At 70.9% G+C, this 17,400-nt stretch carries 14 protein-coding genes and 3 tRNA genes; 10 read left to right on the top strand and 7 right to left on the bottom strand.

Annotated features, from left to right (window positions below):
* The first annotated feature begins 92 nt into the window (after nucleotides 1-92).
* Complete coding sequence (locus tag ACFWHU_RS08050) at nucleotides 93-1,367, top strand: sigma-70 family RNA polymerase sigma factor (protein ID WP_387224363.1); 1,275 nt, start codon at nucleotides 93-95, stop codon at nucleotides 1,365-1,367.
* Nucleotides 1,368-1,615: 248 nt separating this feature from the next.
* Here ACFWHU_RS08050 and ACFWHU_RS08045 read toward each other — a convergent pair whose 3' ends face one another.
* The 4 genes from ACFWHU_RS08045 to ACFWHU_RS08030 all read right to left on the bottom strand — a co-directional run bounded on the left by ACFWHU_RS08045 (nucleotide 1,616) and on the right by ACFWHU_RS08030 (nucleotide 7,299).
* Complete coding sequence (locus tag ACFWHU_RS08045) at nucleotides 1,616-3,550, bottom strand: ABC transporter ATP-binding protein (RefSeq protein WP_385795004.1); 1,935 nt, start codon at nucleotides 3,548-3,550, stop codon at nucleotides 1,616-1,618.
* A complete protein-coding gene (locus tag ACFWHU_RS08040) occupies nucleotides 3,550-5,283 on the bottom strand; it encodes an ABC transporter ATP-binding protein (protein WP_387224362.1) in 1,734 nt (577 codons plus the stop codon). Before ACFWHU_RS08040 ends, ACFWHU_RS08045 begins: the two co-directional genes overlap by 1 nt.
* A gap of 186 nt (nucleotides 5,284-5,469) precedes the next feature.
* Entirely contained in the window at nucleotides 5,470-6,921 is a 1,452-nt protein-coding gene (locus ACFWHU_RS08035; protein WP_385794998.1) for an FGGY-family carbohydrate kinase, read from the bottom strand.
* 81 nt (nucleotides 6,922-7,002) lie between these two features.
* Nucleotides 7,003-7,299 (bottom strand): YtxH domain-containing protein, encoded by a 297-nt coding sequence (locus ACFWHU_RS08030; RefSeq protein ID WP_387224361.1) that lies wholly within the window; start codon nucleotides 7,297-7,299, stop codon nucleotides 7,003-7,005.
* 202 nt (nucleotides 7,300-7,501) lie between these two features.
* On the opposite strand from ACFWHU_RS08030, the gene ACFWHU_RS08025 reads away from it, so the two are divergent.
* The 4 genes from ACFWHU_RS08025 (at nucleotide 7,502) to ACFWHU_RS08010 (ending at nucleotide 8,929) form a co-directional block, all read left to right on the top strand.
* Nucleotides 7,502-7,574, top strand: a tRNA-Asn gene (locus tag ACFWHU_RS08025).
* A gap of 5 nt (nucleotides 7,575-7,579) precedes the next feature.
* Nucleotides 7,580-7,652 (top strand) — tRNA-Asn (locus ACFWHU_RS08020).
* A gap of 245 nt (nucleotides 7,653-7,897) precedes the next feature.
* Nucleotides 7,898-7,974: transfer RNA gene (locus tag ACFWHU_RS08015), tRNA-Ile, on the top strand.
* A 169-nt stretch (nucleotides 7,975-8,143) separates the two neighbouring features.
* The gene (locus tag ACFWHU_RS08010; protein WP_387224360.1) at nucleotides 8,144-8,929 is read left to right on the top strand and encodes an alpha/beta fold hydrolase; all 786 of its coding nucleotides are present in this window, start codon (nucleotides 8,144-8,146) and stop codon (nucleotides 8,927-8,929) included.
* Here ACFWHU_RS08010 and ACFWHU_RS08005 read toward each other — a convergent pair.
* The gene (locus ACFWHU_RS08005) at nucleotides 8,926-9,438 is read right to left on the bottom strand and encodes a GNAT family N-acetyltransferase (RefSeq protein ID WP_387224359.1); all 513 of its coding nucleotides are present in this window, start codon (nucleotides 9,436-9,438) and stop codon (nucleotides 8,926-8,928) included. The genes ACFWHU_RS08010 and ACFWHU_RS08005 overlap by 4 nt on opposite strands.
* A 193-nt stretch (nucleotides 9,439-9,631) precedes the next feature.
* On the opposite strand from ACFWHU_RS08005, the gene ACFWHU_RS08000 reads away from it, so the two are divergent.
* The 5 genes from ACFWHU_RS08000 (at nucleotide 9,632) to ACFWHU_RS07980 (ending at nucleotide 14,560) form a co-directional block, all read left to right on the top strand.
* Entirely contained in the window at nucleotides 9,632-10,135 is a 504-nt protein-coding gene (locus ACFWHU_RS08000) for a molybdopterin-dependent oxidoreductase (protein WP_387224358.1), read from the top strand.
* 137 nt (nucleotides 10,136-10,272) lie between these two features.
* On the top strand, nucleotides 10,273-10,668 hold the full coding sequence (locus tag ACFWHU_RS07995) for a molybdopterin-binding protein (protein WP_385794985.1): 396 nt from the start codon (nucleotides 10,273-10,275) through the stop codon (nucleotides 10,666-10,668).
* A gap of 44 nt (nucleotides 10,669-10,712) precedes the next feature.
* Entirely contained in the window at nucleotides 10,713-11,528 is an 816-nt protein-coding gene (gene modA, locus ACFWHU_RS07990; protein ID WP_385794982.1) for a molybdate ABC transporter substrate-binding protein, read from the top strand.
* A 115-nt stretch (nucleotides 11,529-11,643) separates the two neighbouring features.
* Entirely contained in the window at nucleotides 11,644-13,641 is a 1,998-nt protein-coding gene (locus tag ACFWHU_RS07985; protein ID WP_387224357.1) for an ABC transporter permease, read from the top strand.
* An 85-nt stretch (nucleotides 13,642-13,726) separates the two neighbouring features.
* The gene (locus ACFWHU_RS07980; RefSeq protein WP_387224356.1) at nucleotides 13,727-14,560 is read left to right on the top strand and encodes a hypothetical protein; all 834 of its coding nucleotides are present in this window, start codon (nucleotides 13,727-13,729) and stop codon (nucleotides 14,558-14,560) included.
* A 217-nt stretch (nucleotides 14,561-14,777) separates the two neighbouring features.
* On the opposite strand, the gene ACFWHU_RS07975 is transcribed toward ACFWHU_RS07980, so the two are convergent.
* Both ACFWHU_RS07975 and ACFWHU_RS07970 read right to left on the bottom strand, forming a co-directional pair.
* Entirely contained in the window at nucleotides 14,778-15,923 is a 1,146-nt protein-coding gene (locus ACFWHU_RS07975) for a methyltransferase (RefSeq protein WP_387224355.1), read from the bottom strand.
* Nucleotides 15,924-16,278: 355 nt separating this feature from the next.
* Nucleotides 16,279-17,256, bottom strand: coding sequence for a helix-turn-helix domain-containing protein (locus tag ACFWHU_RS07970; RefSeq protein ID WP_387224354.1), 978 nt, complete (start codon nucleotides 17,254-17,256; stop codon nucleotides 16,279-16,281).
* Between the last annotated feature and the right edge of the window lie 144 nt (nucleotides 17,257-17,400).

The raw sequence follows: 17,400 nt of genomic DNA, 5'->3' as shown, positions 1-17,400 counted from the left end.
TCCTTCGGTAACTGCCCGGTTACGCACGGGACTCAGAAAGTCCTCGCACGCCTCTCGTGGCGGCAGTGCGATGTACCCCACACTGGGCAGCGGTGCCTGTGTTCTCGGAGCGCGGCCGGTCCACCCACGGTGGGCCACTCACCCCCGCGGATCCGCTCATCGTGTACGGGACTGACGGCGGCCCGGCCGCCCACGTCCCGCTGCCGCACGCCCCCGATCCGGCAGCGATCACCCTGGAGGCCGCCCCCGTGCAGACCCGGACCCAGACCCTGACCGAGACCGACCTGGTGCCGGCGGTCCCATCGCAGAGCCGCGCCGCGCACCACCCCGAGTCGACCTCCGGGGTCACCCCCGAGTCGACCCCCGAGTCCGCCCCGGAGACCGTCACCGAGGACCCGGTGGACATCCCCGAGGTCCCGGAGCGCGTCAGCCCGCGAGGCAAGGCCGACAGCAGCGGGCCCTCGTCCGACCTCTTCCGGCAGTATCTGCGGGAGATCGGACGGATCCAACTGCTCACCGCCGTCGAGGAGGTGGACCTCGCGCGCCGCGTCGAGGCCGGCCTCTTCGCCGAGGAGAAACTCGGCTCCACGCCCGACCTGGACTCCCAGCTCGCTCTCGACCTCGACCGGCTCGTCGTGCGCGGCCGGATGGCCAAGAGACGGCTCATCGAGGCGAATCTGCGACTCGTCGTCTCCGTCGCCAAGCGCTATGTCGGCCGCGGACTGACGATGCTCGACCTCGTCCAGGAGGGGAACCTCGGCCTGATCAGGGCCGTGGAGAAGTTCGACTACGCGCGCGGCTACAAGTTCTCGACATACGCGACGTGGTGGATCCGCCAGGCGATGTCCCGCGCGCTGGCCGACCAGGCCCGTACCATCCGTGTGCCCGTCCATGTCGTCGAGCTGATCAACCGCGTCGTCCGCGTCCAGCGCCGCATGCTCCAGGAGCGCGGCTACGAGCCGACCCACGAAGAGGTCGGCGGCCAGCTGGAGTTGACCGCCGAACGGGTCGGCGAGGTCCTGCGGCTCGCCCAGGAACCCGTCTCGCTGCACGCCCCGGTGGGGGAGGAGGACGATGTCGCCTTCGGCGACCTCATCGAGGACGGCGACGCCGCCTCACCCGTCGAATCTGCGGCGTTCCTGCTGCTCCGCGAGCATCTGGAGGCGGTGCTCTCCACGCTCGGTGAGCGCGAACGCAAGGTCGTCCAGCTCCGCTACGGTCTGGCGGACGGCCGCCCTCGCACGCTGGAGGAGATCGGCCGCATCTTCGGTGTGACGCGCGAGCGGATCCGGCAGATCGAGTCCAAGACCCTGAACAAACTCCGCGACCACGCGTTCGCTGACCAACTGCGCGGCTACCTCGACTGAAAGCCGAGCCGGGCGGACTCGTCGAGCCCGCCCGGCGATCGAGACAACGGGCCCACCAGGCGGACCCGGCCAGACCCACTCGTCCTGGGCCCTGTCCGGCGGATCTTCGGGGGCCCGGGACGCCCGGCACGGCACCTCGCTGCGTTGTCGCATCATCCAAGTACGTCCAGTACGAGCACGATCCTCCGCCTTGCGATGCACCGCACCAGACGCCCCGGGCCGATCCCCGAAGATCCGCCGGACAGGACCTAGTCCACCTCGGCGACCGCCTGGGCGAACTGCGCCGCGTACAGCCGCGCGTACGCTCCCTTCGCCGCCAACAGCCCCTCGTGCGTGCCCTGTTCGACTATCGAGCCGTTCTCCATCACCAGGATCACGTCCGCGTCCCTGATCGTGGACAGCCGGTGGGCGATCACGAAGCTCGTACGCCCGTGCGCCAGTTGGGCCATCGCCTTCTGGATCAGCACCTCGGTACGGGTGTCCACCGAGCTGGTCGCCTCGTCCAGCACCAGGATCACCGGGTCCGACAGGAACGCCCGCGCGATCGTGATCAGCTGCTTCTCGCCCGCGCTGACGCCCGACCCCTCGTCGTCGATCACGGTCTCGTAGCCGTCGGGCAGCGTGCGGATGAAACGGTCCGCGTGGGCCGCCCGCGCCGCCTCCTCGATCTCCTCCCGGGTGACCTCGCGCGCCGCGCCGTACGCGATGTTCTCGGCGATCGTGCCGCCGAACAGCCACGTGTCCTGGAGGACCATGCCTATCCGGGACCGCAGGTCCTCCCGCGACATGGTGGCGATGTCGATGTCGTCCAGACTTATCCGGCCGGCCGTCACCTCGTAGAAGCGCATCAGCAGATTGACCAGCGTCGTCTTCCCCGCACCCGTCGGGCCGACGATCGCGACCGTCTGACCCGGCTCCACCGACAGCGACAGGTCCTCGATGAGGGGCTTGTCCGGCTCGTAGCGGAACGCCACGCCGTCCAGCGCCACCCGTCCCCGCAGCTCGTGCGGGCGCGCGGCCGAGGGAGCGTCCTTCTCCTGCTCCTCCGCGTCCAGCAACTCGAAGATCCGCTCGGCGGACGCGACCCCGGACTGGACGAGGTTGGCCATCGACGCCACCTGTGTCAGCGGCATCGAGAACTGGCGCGAGTACTGGATGAACGCCTGCACGTCGCCGATCGACAGCGTGCCCGACGCGACACGCAGCCCGCCGACGACCGCCACCAGCACATAGTTGATGTTGGAGATGAAGAACATCAGCGGCTGCATGACGCCGCTGTTGAACTGCGCCTTGAAACCGGCCTCGTACAGCGCCTCGTTCTGCTCCTTGAACGCCCGCGCCGACTCGTCCTGCCGCCCGAAGACCTTCACCAGGGCGTGCCCCGTGTACATCTCCTCGACATGGGCGTTCAGCGTGCCCGTCGATTTCCACTGCTGCACGAAGTGCGGCTGTGAGCGCTTGCCGACCTTCGTCGCCACCAGCACCGACAGCGGCACGGTCACCACCGCGACCAGCGCCAGCAGCGGCGAGATCCACAGCATCATCCCGAGGACGCCGACGATCGTCAGCAGGGAGTTGATGAGCTGGCCCATCGTCTGCTGGAGCGTCTGGGAGATGTTGTCGACGTCGTTCGTCGCCCGGCTCAGCACCTCACCGCGCTGCTGACGGTCGAAGTACGACAGCGGCAGCCGCGACAGCTTGGCCTGTACGTCCTCGCGCATCCGGTAGATGGTGAGGTTGATGACCCGGATCGACAGCCGCGTCGAGACCAGCATCAGCAGCCCCGCCGCGACGTACACCGCCAGCGCCACCAGCAGGACCCGGCCGACCGCGTCGAAGTCGATGCCCTGCCCCGGTACGAAGTCCACCCCGGAGAGCAGGTCGGCGAGCCCGCCCTCGCCCTCCTCCCGGAGCCGCGAGACCGTCTCCTCCTTGCTTGAGCCACCCGGCGTCTGACGGCCGACGACCCCCGCGAAGATCAGGTCGGTCGCCGAGCCGAGGATCTTCGGGCCCACCACCGAGGCGGCCACGCTCAGCACACCCGCGGCGACCATCCACCACAGGGTGATCTTCTCCCGCGCGAGCTGCCGCAGCAGCCGTTTGCTCGACCCCTTGAAATCCATCGACCGCTGCGAAGGAGAACCCGCGCCGGCCGCCATCATGCGTCCGCCAGGACCGCTCATCAGGCCGCCTCCGCCTCGGTCAGCTGGGAGAGCACGATCTCCCGGTACGTCTCGTTCTCGGCCATCAGCTCGTGATGACGCCCCTCACCGACCACCCGGCCCTCGTCCATGACGATGATCCGGTCGGCGTCGCGGATGGTCGACACCCGCTGGGCGACGATCACCACCGTCGCCTCGGCGGTCTCACGTGCCAGGGCGGCGCGCAGTGCCGCGTCCGTCGCGTAGTCCAGCGCGGAGAACGAGTCGTCGAACAGATAGATCTCCGGCCGCTGCACCAGCGTGCGCGCGATGGCGAGCCGCTGGCGCTGCCCTCCGGAGACGTTCGTCCCGCCCTGCGCGATGGGCGCGTTCAGCCCGCCCTCCAGGCCGGTGACGAACTCCTTGGCCTGCGCGACGTCCAGCGCGTGCCACAGCTCCTCGTCGGTCGCGTCCGGATTCCCGTACCGCAGATTCGTCGCCACCGTCCCCGAGAACAGATACGGCTTCTGCGGCACCAGGCTGACGGTCTTGGCCAGCAGCGCCGGATCGAGACCGCGTACGTCCTCACCGTCCACCAGCACCTCGCCGGCCGTCGCGTCGACCAGTCGCGGCACCAGCCCCAGCAGGGTCGACTTGCCGCTGCCGGTCGAGCCGATGACGGCGGTCGTCTCGCCCGGTCTGGCGGTCAGGGACACATCACGCAGCACCGGCTCCTCGGCCCCCGGATAGCGGAACTCCGCGCCCCGCACCTCCAGATGACCGTGCCTGCGCAGCACCAGCACCGGATCCTCGGGCGGTACGACGCTCGACCTGGTGTCCAGCACCTCCTCGATGCGCTCGGCACACACCTCGGCACGCGGCACCATCATGAACATGAAGGTGGCCATCATCACGGCCATCACGATCTGCATCAGATACGCGAGGAACGCGGTCAGCGCACCGATCTGCATCCCGCCGCTGTCGATCCGGTGCGCGCCGAACCAGACGACGGCCACGGACGACACGTTCACGACCGTCATCACGACCGGGAACATCAGCGCCATCAGCCGGCCGGTCGCCAGCTGCATGTCGGTGAGGCCGGTGTTGGCGCCCTCGAACCGCTTCTTCTCGTACTCGTCGCGCACGAACGCCCGGATGACGCGGTTGCCGGTGATCTGCTCACGCAGCACCCGGTTCACCGTGTCGAGCCGCTCCTGCATGGTGCGGAACAGCGGGCGCATCCGCTTCACGATCAGGCTCACGGAGATACCGAGGACCGGCACGACGGCGAGCAGCACCGCGGACAGCGGCACGTCCTGGCCGAGCGCCATGACGATGCCGCCGACACACATGATCGGGGCCGACACCATCAGCGTGAACGACATCAGCACCAGCATCTGCACCTGCTGGACGTCGTTGGTGGTGCGCGTGATCAGCGACGGCGCCCCGAACTGGCCGACCTCACGGGCGGAGAAGCTCTGCACCCGGTCGAAGATCGCGGCCCGCACGTCACGGCCGAGGGCCGAGGCGGTGCGCGCACCGTAGTAGACGGCGCCTATCTGGCCGAAGACCTGGACGACGCTGACGGCGATCATGAGAGCGCCGAACTCCATGATGTAGCCCGTGTCCCCCGTCACGACACCGTTGTCGATGATGTCGGCGTTGAGGGTGGGCAGATAGAGGGAGGCGCAGGTCTGCAGCAGCTGGAGCACCACCAGCAGGCCGATGGCTCTCTTGTAGGGGACCAGATGGGTTCTGAGTAGTCGTAGCAGCACGTGCTGTCTCTCGGGCTCGGCAAGATCGGGGGTCGGACCCCATCCTGCGACACTCCAGCCGTTGGAACCCAAAGGTTTTCCACAAAGGACGAGTCAAGAACGACTGTCGTACCGGAGGGCCCCGATCCGGTGCCCTCCCGTCCGCGTCTCAGCCGACTATGCCCCCGTCCGATACGCCTCCGTCCGCTACGCCCCCGGCGCGGCGGAGAAGGCGCCCGGGTGGATGTGGTCGCGGGCCGATGTGTACTGCTGGCGCACCGCGGCACCCACCGCCGCCTCCTCGCCCGGCTCGAAGACCTGCACCGCCGCGCCCCGCCAGTCGGGCGGGCTGTGCGGGGACAGTGTGTTCTTCGAGACCCCCAGGGCCCACGCGGCCTGCCGCGCCGCGCCCAGCGCCGCGTACTCGGCGGGCTCCGGGACGACGACCTGCGCCCCGAAGATCCCCGGCGCGGCGGCCTGTACGGCGGGCAGCCCGGCCGCCGCCCCCAGCAGGAACACCCGTCGCACCTCGACCCCGCGCCCCCGCACCACGTCCATCGCGTCGGCCAGCGAGCAGAGCATCCCCTCGAACGCGGCCCGCGCCAGATGCTCCGGCTTCATCGACTCACGCCGCAGACCGCTCAACGTGCCCGCCGTGTGCGGCAGATGCGGTGTCTTCTCGCCCTCCAGATAGGGCAGGAACACCAGACCGGACGCGCCCGGTGTGGACTTGAGCGCCAGCGCCGACAGTTCGTCCAGATCCTCGGTCCCGAGCAGCTCCGCCGTGCCGCGCAGGGCCCGTACGGCGTTGAGCGTGTGCACGACCGGCAGATGCATCCCCGTGGCGTCGGCGAACGACGTGATCATCCCGGTGGGGTCCGCCAGCGCCTCGTGGTGCACGGTCATCACGGACCCGGAGGCGCCCAGCGACACGACCGCGTCCCCGATCCCGACGCCGAGCCCGAAAGCGGCGGCCATGGTCTCGCCCGTACCGGCGGAGATCAGCAGGCCCTCGGGGGTGGTTCCGGCGGCCTCGGCCGGGCCGAGCACCTCCGGCAGGGCCGCCTGGTGGCCCAGCGCGAGCTCCATCAGATCCGGCCGGTACGCACCCGTGCGGGCCGACCAGAAGCCGGAGCCGGACGCCGCGCCCCGGTCCGTCGTCCGCCGGGCGGGCCGGCCGAGCAACTGCCAGACCAGCCAGTCGTGCGGCTGGAGGACCATCGCCGTACGCCGCGCCGCGTCCGGCTCGTTCCGCGCCAGCCAGCGCAGCTTCGCCAGGGGCTGACCCGACTGCGGCACCGACCCGACGGCCTCCGCCCAGGCCTGCCGCCCGCCGAGCGCGTCGATCAGATCGGCGGCGGCGACCTGCGCGCGCTTGTCGTTGCCGAGCAGCGCGGGACGTACGAGATTGCCCGACTGATCCAGCGGCACCAGCCCGTGCTGCTGCGCCGAGACCCCGATGGCTTCCACGCCCTCCAGCACACCGCCGCCCGCGGCCTCGCCGAGCGACAGCAGCCAGGCCTGCGGATCGACCTCGGTGGCCTTGGCCTCGACGGGATGTACCGCGTATCCCTGCCGCAGCACGGCACCCGTGTCCGCGTCACACACGACGATGCGTGTGGAACCCGACGAACTGTCCAACCCGGCGACTATTCCCATGGCACGATTCTGCCGCACTCGCGAAGCGGCGGCGGCTTCCGGGACCGTCCGGTGCCGGAAGCCGCCGCCGCTTCGCGCGCGTCAGGTGTTGGTGGTTCCCCAGTCGTCCTCGGCGTTGCCGTTCCGCGAACGCAGCGACCGGACCCGGTCGGCGACGGACCCGGGAACCTTGTCCCCGACCTTGTCGCTCACCGAGTGGTACGCCTTGCCCGCGTACTCACGGCTGGACAACGCCGCCGTCTCGGCGGCGTTGCGCACGGCCGGGTTCTGCGAGATCCGGCTTGCGGACTTCTTGAGCTGCTCGTAGCGCTCGCGCCCGGCCCTGGTTCCCAGTACGTAACCGACAGCCAGTCCCGCGATGAACGTGAGGCGCCGCATGGCCTGCCACCCTTCGTTAGTTCGTTGGCATCGGACCTTGAGCCGTGACGTCCGCCTACCCACGAGGTCCGAGATCACCCAGTGTGACCCGGCGGGATACCGATTGGCGGAGCACCCCCCTGCTTGCGCTAATGTATGTGTCGCAGCGGACGTCCGCCGCCCGGGAGACCCGGGGTGGGTGCGTTCGGTGCATACGCAGCAATCCCCTGTAGCTCAATTGGCAGAGCAGCCGGCTGTTAACCGGCAGGTTACTGGTTCGAGTCCAGTCGGGGGAGCGCGATCTCCTGTAGCTCAATTGGCAGAGCATTCGGCTGTTAACCGGAGGGTTGCTGGTTCGAGTCCAGCCGGGAGAGCAAGCACGGAAGAGGACCCTTCGGGGTCCTCTTTCTTGTGTCCGCCACCGCTCACCGGGGCTCCGCTGACGGTCCGTCGGGGCGCCGCCGCCAGCCTTCCGGGTGATCTTCGGGCTTCTCCTGGAACCGGCCGACGCCCAAGGAAGTCCTCATGGTCAGGCGTTGCCGACCATCCGAGGCAGGAGATCGTATGAGCGGCTATGCTGCGGCAGACGGCGCGCACAAATGTGCGCGACGCGCCGTTAGGGGCGGTAGCTCAGCCGGTTAGAGCAGCGGACTCATAATCCGTCGGCCGTGGGTTCGAGTCCCACCCGCCCCACCAGGCGTGCCTTCAGCAGGATCGTTTCTACCTGCCACGTCGTGGAGGCGGTGGTTGCCACGCCGACGTGGCGACCACCGTTTTTCCGTTTCGGCCGGGCGGCTCGAGCCCCTCGCCGGTGTCGGTGTCTTTCTCCGTGGCACACGTGGTGGTGACCTGCGAGCATCTGCGGATGCCCATACTCGCCGACGACCTCGGCCACCTCTCGTACACCGTCACCGGGGACGGCCCGCCCGTCGTTCTCGTGCACGCCGGAGTCGCCGATCACCGTATGTGGGACGCGGTCGCGCCCGCCCTCGCGGAGCGCCACACCGTCATCAGATACGACCTGCGCGGCTTCGGCGAGTCCGCGCCCCCGGCGGGCCCGTTCAGCGAGACCGACGATCTGCGGCTGCTGCTGGACCACCTCGGTCACGAGCGTGTCCGGCTCGTCGGCGCGTCCTGGGGCGGGCGGGTGGCGGTGGATTTCACTCTCGCCCACCCGGACCGGGTGTGCTGCCTGGCGCTGCTCGCACCGCCGTGGCCGGGATACGACTGGTCGGCGGAGATGGTCGCGTACGACGAGGCCGAGACGGCTGCCCTGGCCGCGGGCGACCTGGAGGCCGCCGTCCGTGTGAACCTGGACATGTGGCTCCGTGGGCCGGCCCGCGAATGGCGCGACGTCGACCCGGCGCTGGCCGGACAACTCCGCGCTCCGGTAAGGACCGCGCTGATGAACCAGGACGCCGTCGATGAGCACTCCCGAGACGGTGAGGCGGGCGACATCGCCGCGATCGCCGTCCCCGCGCTGGTCGGCATCGGGAGCCTCGACGTCGCCGACTTCCAGGACATCGCCCGCCGTTACGCCGCCGGGATTCCCGGCGCCACCCTTGTCGAGTTCCCCAAGGCGGCCCACCTCATCGCGCTGGACGCACCCGCCGAACTGACCGCGGCGCTCGTCCCGTTCCTCGCCCGCTAGATACCTCCGGTCGCCCGGCCCTCGGCCGGGCGAAGCGGCTTCGCCATCACCTGCTCCGTGGTCACGCCGTCGGGCAGCAGGTCCCCTCGCTCGCCGGTGAGGACGAAGCCGTTACGGCGGTACAGCGCGGCCGCCGGCTCGTTGCCGGGGATCACCGCGAGCCTCAGCGTCGTGGCGCCCGACCGCCGCGCCCAGGTCTCGACCGCGGCGATCAGCCGGTCCGCGACGCCGAGACCTCGTGCGCCCGGACCGACCCACACCGACCGCAGCTCACACACGCCGGCGTCCCCGGGCACGCCGCTCGCCATGCCGACGGTCCGGTCGTCCAGCACCGCGACGACGTTGTACGTGCCGGGAGTCTCCAGGCGCGCCCGCCACCGCTCCTCCCCGCCCCGATGCCAGTCCCCGAGCCGGGACTTGAACGCGTGCGGGGCCTCGGCCAGCGCCGCGAGACGCGCCTCTCGCCACAGAGGCCAGTCGTTCGTCGTCAGTACCCGCAGACGCACCATGCCCACAAGTCTGACGCGATGCCCCGACCGGGCCGTCACTCCTCGGCGCATTCACGGCCGATAACCGGCTTCCACGCACGCAGAAGCGAGGGCAACACGGCCTTCAGGCCCGCAGATATGATTTCGCGGACCGCCCGGCGGGAATCACCCCGTGGCAGTCGTCGCGTGTGCGCCGTTCGAAGGGGGAATTTCGATGGGCCGACTCAAGACGCCACCCGGGGGCCCTCCTTCCGTATGTACCGGAGCCTTCGATCTGCGCGGGGAGCTGGCCCGGCCCGGCACGCTGACCGTCGCCGACCTCCGGCAGGGCTGGGAGCAGCACAGCGCCGATGTGGTCTTCCAGTGCGCGAGCAGCGGGCCGCGGCACCACAGGTTCGAAGGGCCCCTGCTGCGTGAGGTCGTGGCCGACGCGCGGCCGGACTTCGACGTACGGCGCCGGAGGGACCGCTCCCGCTTCCTGCTGGCCGTCACCGGCGGGGACGGGCACCACACGGTGCTGTCCTGGGGCGAGATAGACCCCGACTTCGGCGCCGTGCCCGCGCTGCTCGCCACCACGCTCGACGGGGCTCCGCTGGACCTGGCGGGCAGTCAGCTCGTCGTGCCGACCGACCGGTGCGGGGCGCGCTACATCAGCGCGATCACCAGCGTATGGGTCGGCGCGAGCCTCGTCCCCGGCCCGGAACCGGCTCCCCTGTGAGCCGTCCGCCGCAGCCCTCGCCATCTCCCTCGCCCTTGCCCGCTCCTTCGTGGGTTCCTCCGATCTGCCACGCATCTGCTATGGATAAAGACCTGAAACCTTGCAGATGCGAGGGTTCGCGGCCTATCTTTCCGCGCATGCAGTCCTACACAATTGGTCAGGCGGCACGCCTGCTGGGCGTCAGCACCGACACCGCCCGTCGCTGGGCCGACGCCGGCCGGGTCGCCACCCACCGCGACGAAGGCGGCCGACGGCTCATCGACGGACGCGACCTCGCCGCGTTCTCGATCGAGGTCGGCCAGAGCGGCAGCGGCGAGGACGACGTCTCGTACACCTCCGCCCGCAACGCCTTCCCGGGCATCGTCACCGCCGTCAAGCTCGGCGACGTCGCGGCCCAGGTCGAGATCCAGGCCGGCCCGCACCGGCTGGTCTCACTCCTGACCAGGGAGGCCGTCGAGGAGCTGGGCCTTGAGGTCGGCATGCGGGCCACCGCCCGCGTGAAGTCGACCAGCGTGCACATCGACCGCGTCTGACCCTTGCCGCCTTCCTTCCAGCCTTCCAGGGAGTCCTGACCCTCATGTCCTTCACCCTCAGCACCGCCGTACGCCGCGCCGCCGTCACGGCGCTCACCGCGGCCCTGCTCGTGCCACTGACCGCGTGCGGTGGCAGTGACAGCGACGACAGCGACGCCGGAGCCAAGTCGACCGAGTCGGCCACCGGCGCCCCCAAGGCCGAACTGACCGTTCTCGCCGCCTCGTCGCTCACCGACGTCTTCACGACGGCGGGCGCCGCGTACGAGAAGGAGAACCCGGGCACCAAGGTGACGTTCTCCTTCGCAGGTTCGCAGGAACTCGCCGCACAGGTCGAACAGGGCGCTCCCGCCGACGCGTTGGTCACCGCCGACACGAAGACCATGGACGGTCTGAAGGACGACACCGGGACGCCGACCGTCATCGCCAAGAACCGCCTCGTCATCGCCACCGGCGAGGGCAACCCGGAGAAGATCGAGAACCTCAAGGACCTCGCCGACACCAAGCTCAAGGTCGTCCTCGCGGCGCCCGAGGTCCCGGTCGGCCGCTACAGCGAACAGGTCCTCGACGCACAGAAGATCGACGTCAAGCCCGTCTCGCAGGAACCGAACGTCCGCGCCGTCCTCAGCAAGGTCGAACTCGGCGAGGCCGACGCCGGGATCGTCTACAAGACGGACGCGGCCACCGCCACGGACAAGGTGGACGCGATCGAGATCCCCGACGCGCAGAACGCCGTCGCCGAATACCCGGCCGCCACGCTCAAGACGTCCGAACACGCCGAAGCCGCAGCGGCGTTCGTCGCGTGGCTCAGCAGCCCGGAGGCGCGGAAGCTCCTCCAGGACGCCGGCTTCCAGCAGCCGTAACCCCACCGATCCGCACGCGAGTTGACCGGGCCGGCGACCGAGGCCCCGTCAACTCGCGTGCGGCACGCGCCGTCTTCGCCGTCGCGCGGCAGACGCCAGCAATCGCAGGAGCCCGATGAGTCGCCTCAGCTTCCCCCGCCGGGCCCCGGGCCGTACCCGTACCCCCGTCGCACTCGCCGTCCCCGCGCTCCTCGCCGTCGCCTTCCTGCTTCTGCCGCTCATCGGAATCCTCGCCCGGACCTCCTGGGGCGAGGTCGGTGACCATCTGACCAGCCCCGGAGTCGTCGAGGCACTGGAGCTCTCGCTCCTCGTCTCCTTCTGGGCCCTCGCGCTCTCCCTCGTCCTCGGGGTGCCGCTCGCCTGGCTGCTGGCGCGGGTGGACTTCCCCGGCAAGGCCTTCGTACGGTCCCTGGTCCTGCTGCCGATGGTGCTGCCGCCCACCGTCGGGGGCGTCGCGCTGCTCCTCGCCTTCGGGCGGCGCGGGCTGCTCGGCCCCTGGCTGGAGGACACGTTCGGCATCACGCTGCCCTTCCACACCTCGGGCGCGGTCGTGGCGGCGACGTTCGTCGCGATGCCGTTCCTCGTCATCAGCCTCGAAGGCGCGCTCGGCGGACTGCGCCCCCGTTACGAGGAGACCGCCGCGTCCCTCGGCGCCTCGCCGGTACGGGTGTTCGCCACCGTCACCCTGCCGATGGTCGCCCCCGGGCTGCTCGCCGGGGCCGCGCTGACCTGGGCGCGGGCGCTCGGCGAGTTCGGCGCGACCATCACCTTCGCGGGCAATCTGCCCGGCACCACCCAGACGCTGCCGCTCCAGGTCTACCTGCTGCTCCAGAACTCGCCCGAGGCCGCGACATCCGTCTCGCTGCTGCTGCTCGTCATCGCCATGGCCGTGCTGATCGCGCTGCGCGGGCGCTGGACCGGCACGCCACGGGACACCACGGGCGACCCGAACAGACGCCGGAACCAGGCCACTTCACCCGACGACGACACCGAACCGGGACCGGGACCGGGGCCGGGGCCGGGGACGGGGGCAGGGGCCACGCCGGTCCCGGCGAAAGAGGCGACGACCGTCGACGAGCGCTGGGCGCTGCACGCCGACGTCAACGGTTTCACCCGCCTCGTGCTCGACGCCGAACCCGGCACCACCATCGCCGTCGTCGGCCCCAACGGAGCCGGCAAGACCACCCTCCTGCGCGCCCTCCTCGGCCTGACCACCCGCGCCCACGCCGAGCTGCGCCTCGGCGCCCTCGACGTCTCCACCCTGCCGCCGCACCGCCGGGGCGTCGCCTGGGTGCCCCAGGACGGCGCGCTCTTCCCGCACCTGAGCGCCCTGAGCAACACCGCGTACGGGCTCCGCGCCCAGGGTGTCACCCGCGCCGAGGCCCGCCGGACCGCGCAACTGTGGCTCGACCGCCTCGATGTGGGCCACCTCGCACACCGCAAGCCCGCCCAGGTCTCCGGCGGGCAGGCCCAACGAGTCGCGCTGGCACGGGCGTTGGCGACCCGCCCCCGGCTGCTGCTGCTCGACGAGCCGCTGGCCGCGCTCGACCAGACGACCCGCGCACGGGTACGGCACACCCTGCGCACCCATCTCGACGGCTTCGGCGGTGTCTGTCTGATGGTCACTCACGACCCTGTGGAGGCCGTGTCGTTGGCCGACCGAGTCCTCGTGCTGGACGAGGGCCGGGTCGTCCAGGACGCACCGCCCGCCGACGTCACCCGCCACCCCCGCTCGCCGTGGGTGGCCCGGATGCTCGGCAAGAACGCCTGGCCCGGCACCGCGAACGACGACGGCCTCGCGCTCACCGGCGGCGGCCTGCTGGTCGCCGCCGATCCGCTGTCGCCCGGCACACGCGCGCTGGCGATCATCGCGCCGGAGGCCGTGTCCGTGCACCGCGACCGGCCGAGCGGCAGCCCCCGTAACGTCTGGCCCGGCACCGTACGCGAGATCACCGCCAGCGGCAGCCGGCTGCGGGTACTGATCACCTCGGAGCGGGCCCCGGACCTGGTGGCCGAGATCACCCCGCAGGCGGCCGTCGAACTCGGACTGGCCGACGGGGTCCCGGTCTGGACGAGCGTGAAGGCGACGGAAACGACGTTGGTGGCCGTGTGAGGCGTCCCGAGCGCCCCACCGGCCTCCCGGCCCCGCATCCGCGCCACGTAACCTGCGGGCACCCCCCGTCACTCCCAGGAGCACCATGTCCGCCGCCGCCCCGCCCCCGCGCATCCTCTACGTCACCGATTTCGCCTACGAGGCGAAGGGCCGCCGCTACTGCGACGAGGACATCCTGTTCTCCTCCCGGCTGCGGCGTGACTTCACCATCGCCACCTGCCATCCGGCCGACGCCGCCCGGCTCATGGGCGACTTCGACGCCGTCGTCGTACGCAACAGCGGGCCCGTGATGAATTACCGGGAGGTCTACGACGCCTTCCGCGACCGGGCCGCGGCGGACGGCGTGCGCGTCTACAACCCGCTCAACGGGCGCGGCGACATGGCGGGCAAGCAGTATCTGGTGGAGCTGAGCGCCGAGGGGCTGCCCGTCATTCCGACCGTCGACAGGGTCGAGGACCTGGGCCGGCTGCCGGACGCCGACGAGTACGTCGTCAAGCCGAAGGACGGGGCGGACTCCATCGGCATGCGGTTCGTGCCACGCGAGCGGCTGTCCGACCTCGGAGATCTCCGTGACACCCTCGTGCAGCCGCGGATCCCGTTCCGGTACGAGGTCTCCTTCTACTTCGTCGACCACGACTTCCAGTACGCGCTCCACGCACCCGACCCGGACCGGCGGTGGGAGCTCGTACCGTACGAGGCCAAGGCCGTGGATCTGGACTTCGCGCGGAAGTTCATCGACTGGAACACCCTCGACCACGGCATCCAGCGCGTCGACGCGTGCCGCGCGCCGGACGGTGAACTGCTGCTCGTGGAGCTGGAGGACCTCAATCCGTTCCTGTCGCTGGGGCTGCTGGACGAGCCGACCCGCGACGCGTTCATCGCGCGGACGGCGGTCTCGCTGCGGGCGCTGCTGAGCTGAACCAGTGCGGTGACCGGGGCAGTTCACCGGGCGCCCGGCAGCGGGCGACGAACTGACGGCGGTGCTGGTGGTCGTACCGCTGCGGGACGTCCCGGCGATCCCGGGCGGGACGGAGGAGAGTTGACCGGTTTGCGTCCGGGCCCGAGCGAACGGAGCGTCGGACGGGCCGCTGCCACGCGACCCGGCCGACGGCTGTCCGGCCGGCCCCCGGTCCGTACTACGCGCGGCTCAGGCGCCAGAGCGAGGTGACCTCCGCGGCGCGCGCCGCGTGCAGCGGATCGGTGGTGTCGGCCGCCCGTGGATGGCGCGGCTTCGTGTCGGTCCTGTCCACCACACGCAGCCCCGCCGCCTCGATGCCCGACAGCAGTTCGTGCCGGGTCCGCAGACCGAGGTGTTCGGCCAGGTCCGACAGGACGAGCCAGCCCTCACCGCCCGGTTCGAGATGACTCCCCAGTCCGTCGAGGAAACCGCGGAGCATGCCGCTGTCGGGGTCGTACACCCCCTGCTCGACGGTGGAGGTCGGCCGCGCCGGAATCCACGGCGGGTTGCAGACGATCAGATCGGCGAGGCCCTCCGGGTACAGGCACGGGCCCACGATGTCGATCCTCTCGGCGAGACCCAGCGCGCGGACGTTGTCGTCGGCGCAGGCGAGGGCGCGCGGGCTGATGTCGGTGGCCACGACACGGCCGATTCCGCGCCCGGCCAGGACGGCGGCGAGTACGCCGGTGCCCGTTCCGAGGTCGAAGGCCGTACGGCCGGTGCGTGTCGCCCGCGTCGGCCCGTCCAGCGGCGCTCGCGCGACGAGGTCGACGTACTCCCCTCTGACCGGGGAGAACACGCCGTAGTGGGGATGCACGCGGGCGCCGAGCGCCGGCACCTCCACGCCCTTGGCGCGCCACTGCCGCGCGCCGATCACCCCCAGCAGTTCGGTGAGCGCGACCACGCGGACACCGGACGGCGGGCCGTACGCCTCTACGCACGCCCGGCGGACATCGGGGGCCCTGCGCAGCGCGAGGGAGTGGTCGTCCTCCAGCGTCACGAGCAACTTGCCCAGCACACGGGCACGATGGGCGCGGGCGCGGCGGTGCAGACGGAACGTCTCGGCCGGGTCGGCGCCCTGCCGGGTCGGTTCGCGTTCGATACGGCGGCTCATCGCCGACAGCAGTTGGCGCGCGTTGTGGAAGTCGCCCCGCCAGAGCAGGGCGGTGCCCTCGCGGGCCAGTCGGCAGGCGGTGTCGGCCTTCATCCGGTCGTCGGCGACGACGACATGGGCCGGGGGCGGTGACCCACTCTCGGAGTGCCAGTCGGCGGTGCCGCCGGTCCGGTCGGCGCGGTCGTCCTCGGTCCAGCTGATCGTGGGCATCACGTACTCCTCGTGATCGAACGTGCGGGGGCACGAAGAGCACTTCGACGAGGAGCGTGGGAAACGGCCCGTACCGCGAACTACGGTGGTACGGGCGCGAATTGAGAGGCAGGTGTGGCCGTCTACCGCTCCCGCGTCGAAGCGCGGGAGGAGATGTCGCCGAGAACCATGCCGAGTGTCACGATCAGCCCTTTCGGAGAGATGGCACCGGAGAGTCGCACAGTCTCTCCCGGTCCGGCAAACCTTCCTCGTCCCCGGCACGGGGGTACGGGCGTCAGAGGCCGGGGCAGCAGCCGGTCGAACTCCGCTCACAGGGCGTCGGCGTCGCCGGGGAGCCCGGCGCAGGTCCGGCAGGCTACCGGGAGGGGGTGGCCGAGGAACGGTGCGCCGGCTTGCGGGGAGCGGTACGGGCGGCGTCTCGGATTTCCATGGCGGTGTGGCCGAACTCGGCCCTGAACAACCGGCCGAGGTGGTCCGCGTCGTGGATGCCCCAGCTCGCGGCGATGGCCGCCACGGTGCGGTGGGCGAGCGAGGGAGCGGTCACGTCTCGACGGATGCGGTGGAGCCGTTCGTGGCGGACCCAGGCGGTGAAGGTGAAGTCCCGCCCGCGGAAGAGCTGGTGGAGATGGCGGGGCGAGATGCCGTGGCGCCGGGCGACGGACTCCACGGACAGGTCCGGATCGCCGAGGTTGGCCCGTACGTAGGCGATGATCCGCTCGGTCAGTGGCGTGGACATCTCGGTGCGTTCCGCGCTGGTCTCGGCGAACGCCGCGATGAGAAGCGCGACCATGGCGTCGGCGAGATGGGTGCCCGAACTGGCGGGCACGGAGTCGAGCTGTTCGCCGAGACCCGACAGGAACGCGGCGACGAGCGCGCGCGCTCCGGTGTCGGTGGGCAGGGGCGCCGCTGTGCGGCGGGCGATGAGGTCGGCGTGGGCGCCGAGCATGGCACGCGGCAGACCGCTCACGATGACATCGCAGGGCCCTGTGACATCCAGGCGATACGGCCGTCCCGTATCGAAGGTGACCAGGTCGCCGGGTGCCACCCGGCGCTGTCGGCTCTCCTGGACCACGGTCGCAGGCCCACTCCCGTGCAGGGTGACCATCAACAGGTCCGGATCGGTCGAGGTGATCGCACATGCCTCCCGGGCCACGAGGTGCGGGCTGCTGCGGATACGGGCGACGGTGACAGGCCCGGCGGAGGCGGATTCGACGCTCGCCCGGAACGAACCGGCTCTGGTGGCGGCCACACGCATGGGGACCAGGATCGCCGAGGCGACCGTCTGAAGCTCCTCGGCCCATCCGAGGGCGGCGTGGGCGTTGTCGGTACGCATGGTGAGGCCGGACCCCCGAACGTGCTCACAGCAACCTGTTCGGAGGTTAGCGGCTGCCGGCCCGGCCTGTCCCGGCATGGGGGCAAGTTGCGCGGAGTGGCGGTGGCCGGTGCGCGGGACGGCGGTCGGTGGGTGGACATCGGC

The sequence above is a fragment of the Streptomyces sp. NPDC060366 genome (genome assembly GCF_042725135.1).
Classification (GTDB): domain Bacteria; phylum Actinomycetota; class Actinomycetes; order Streptomycetales; family Streptomycetaceae; genus Streptomyces.
Note: the sequence above shows the minus strand (reverse complement) of the source record. Positions and strands in the feature narration are given on the sequence as shown.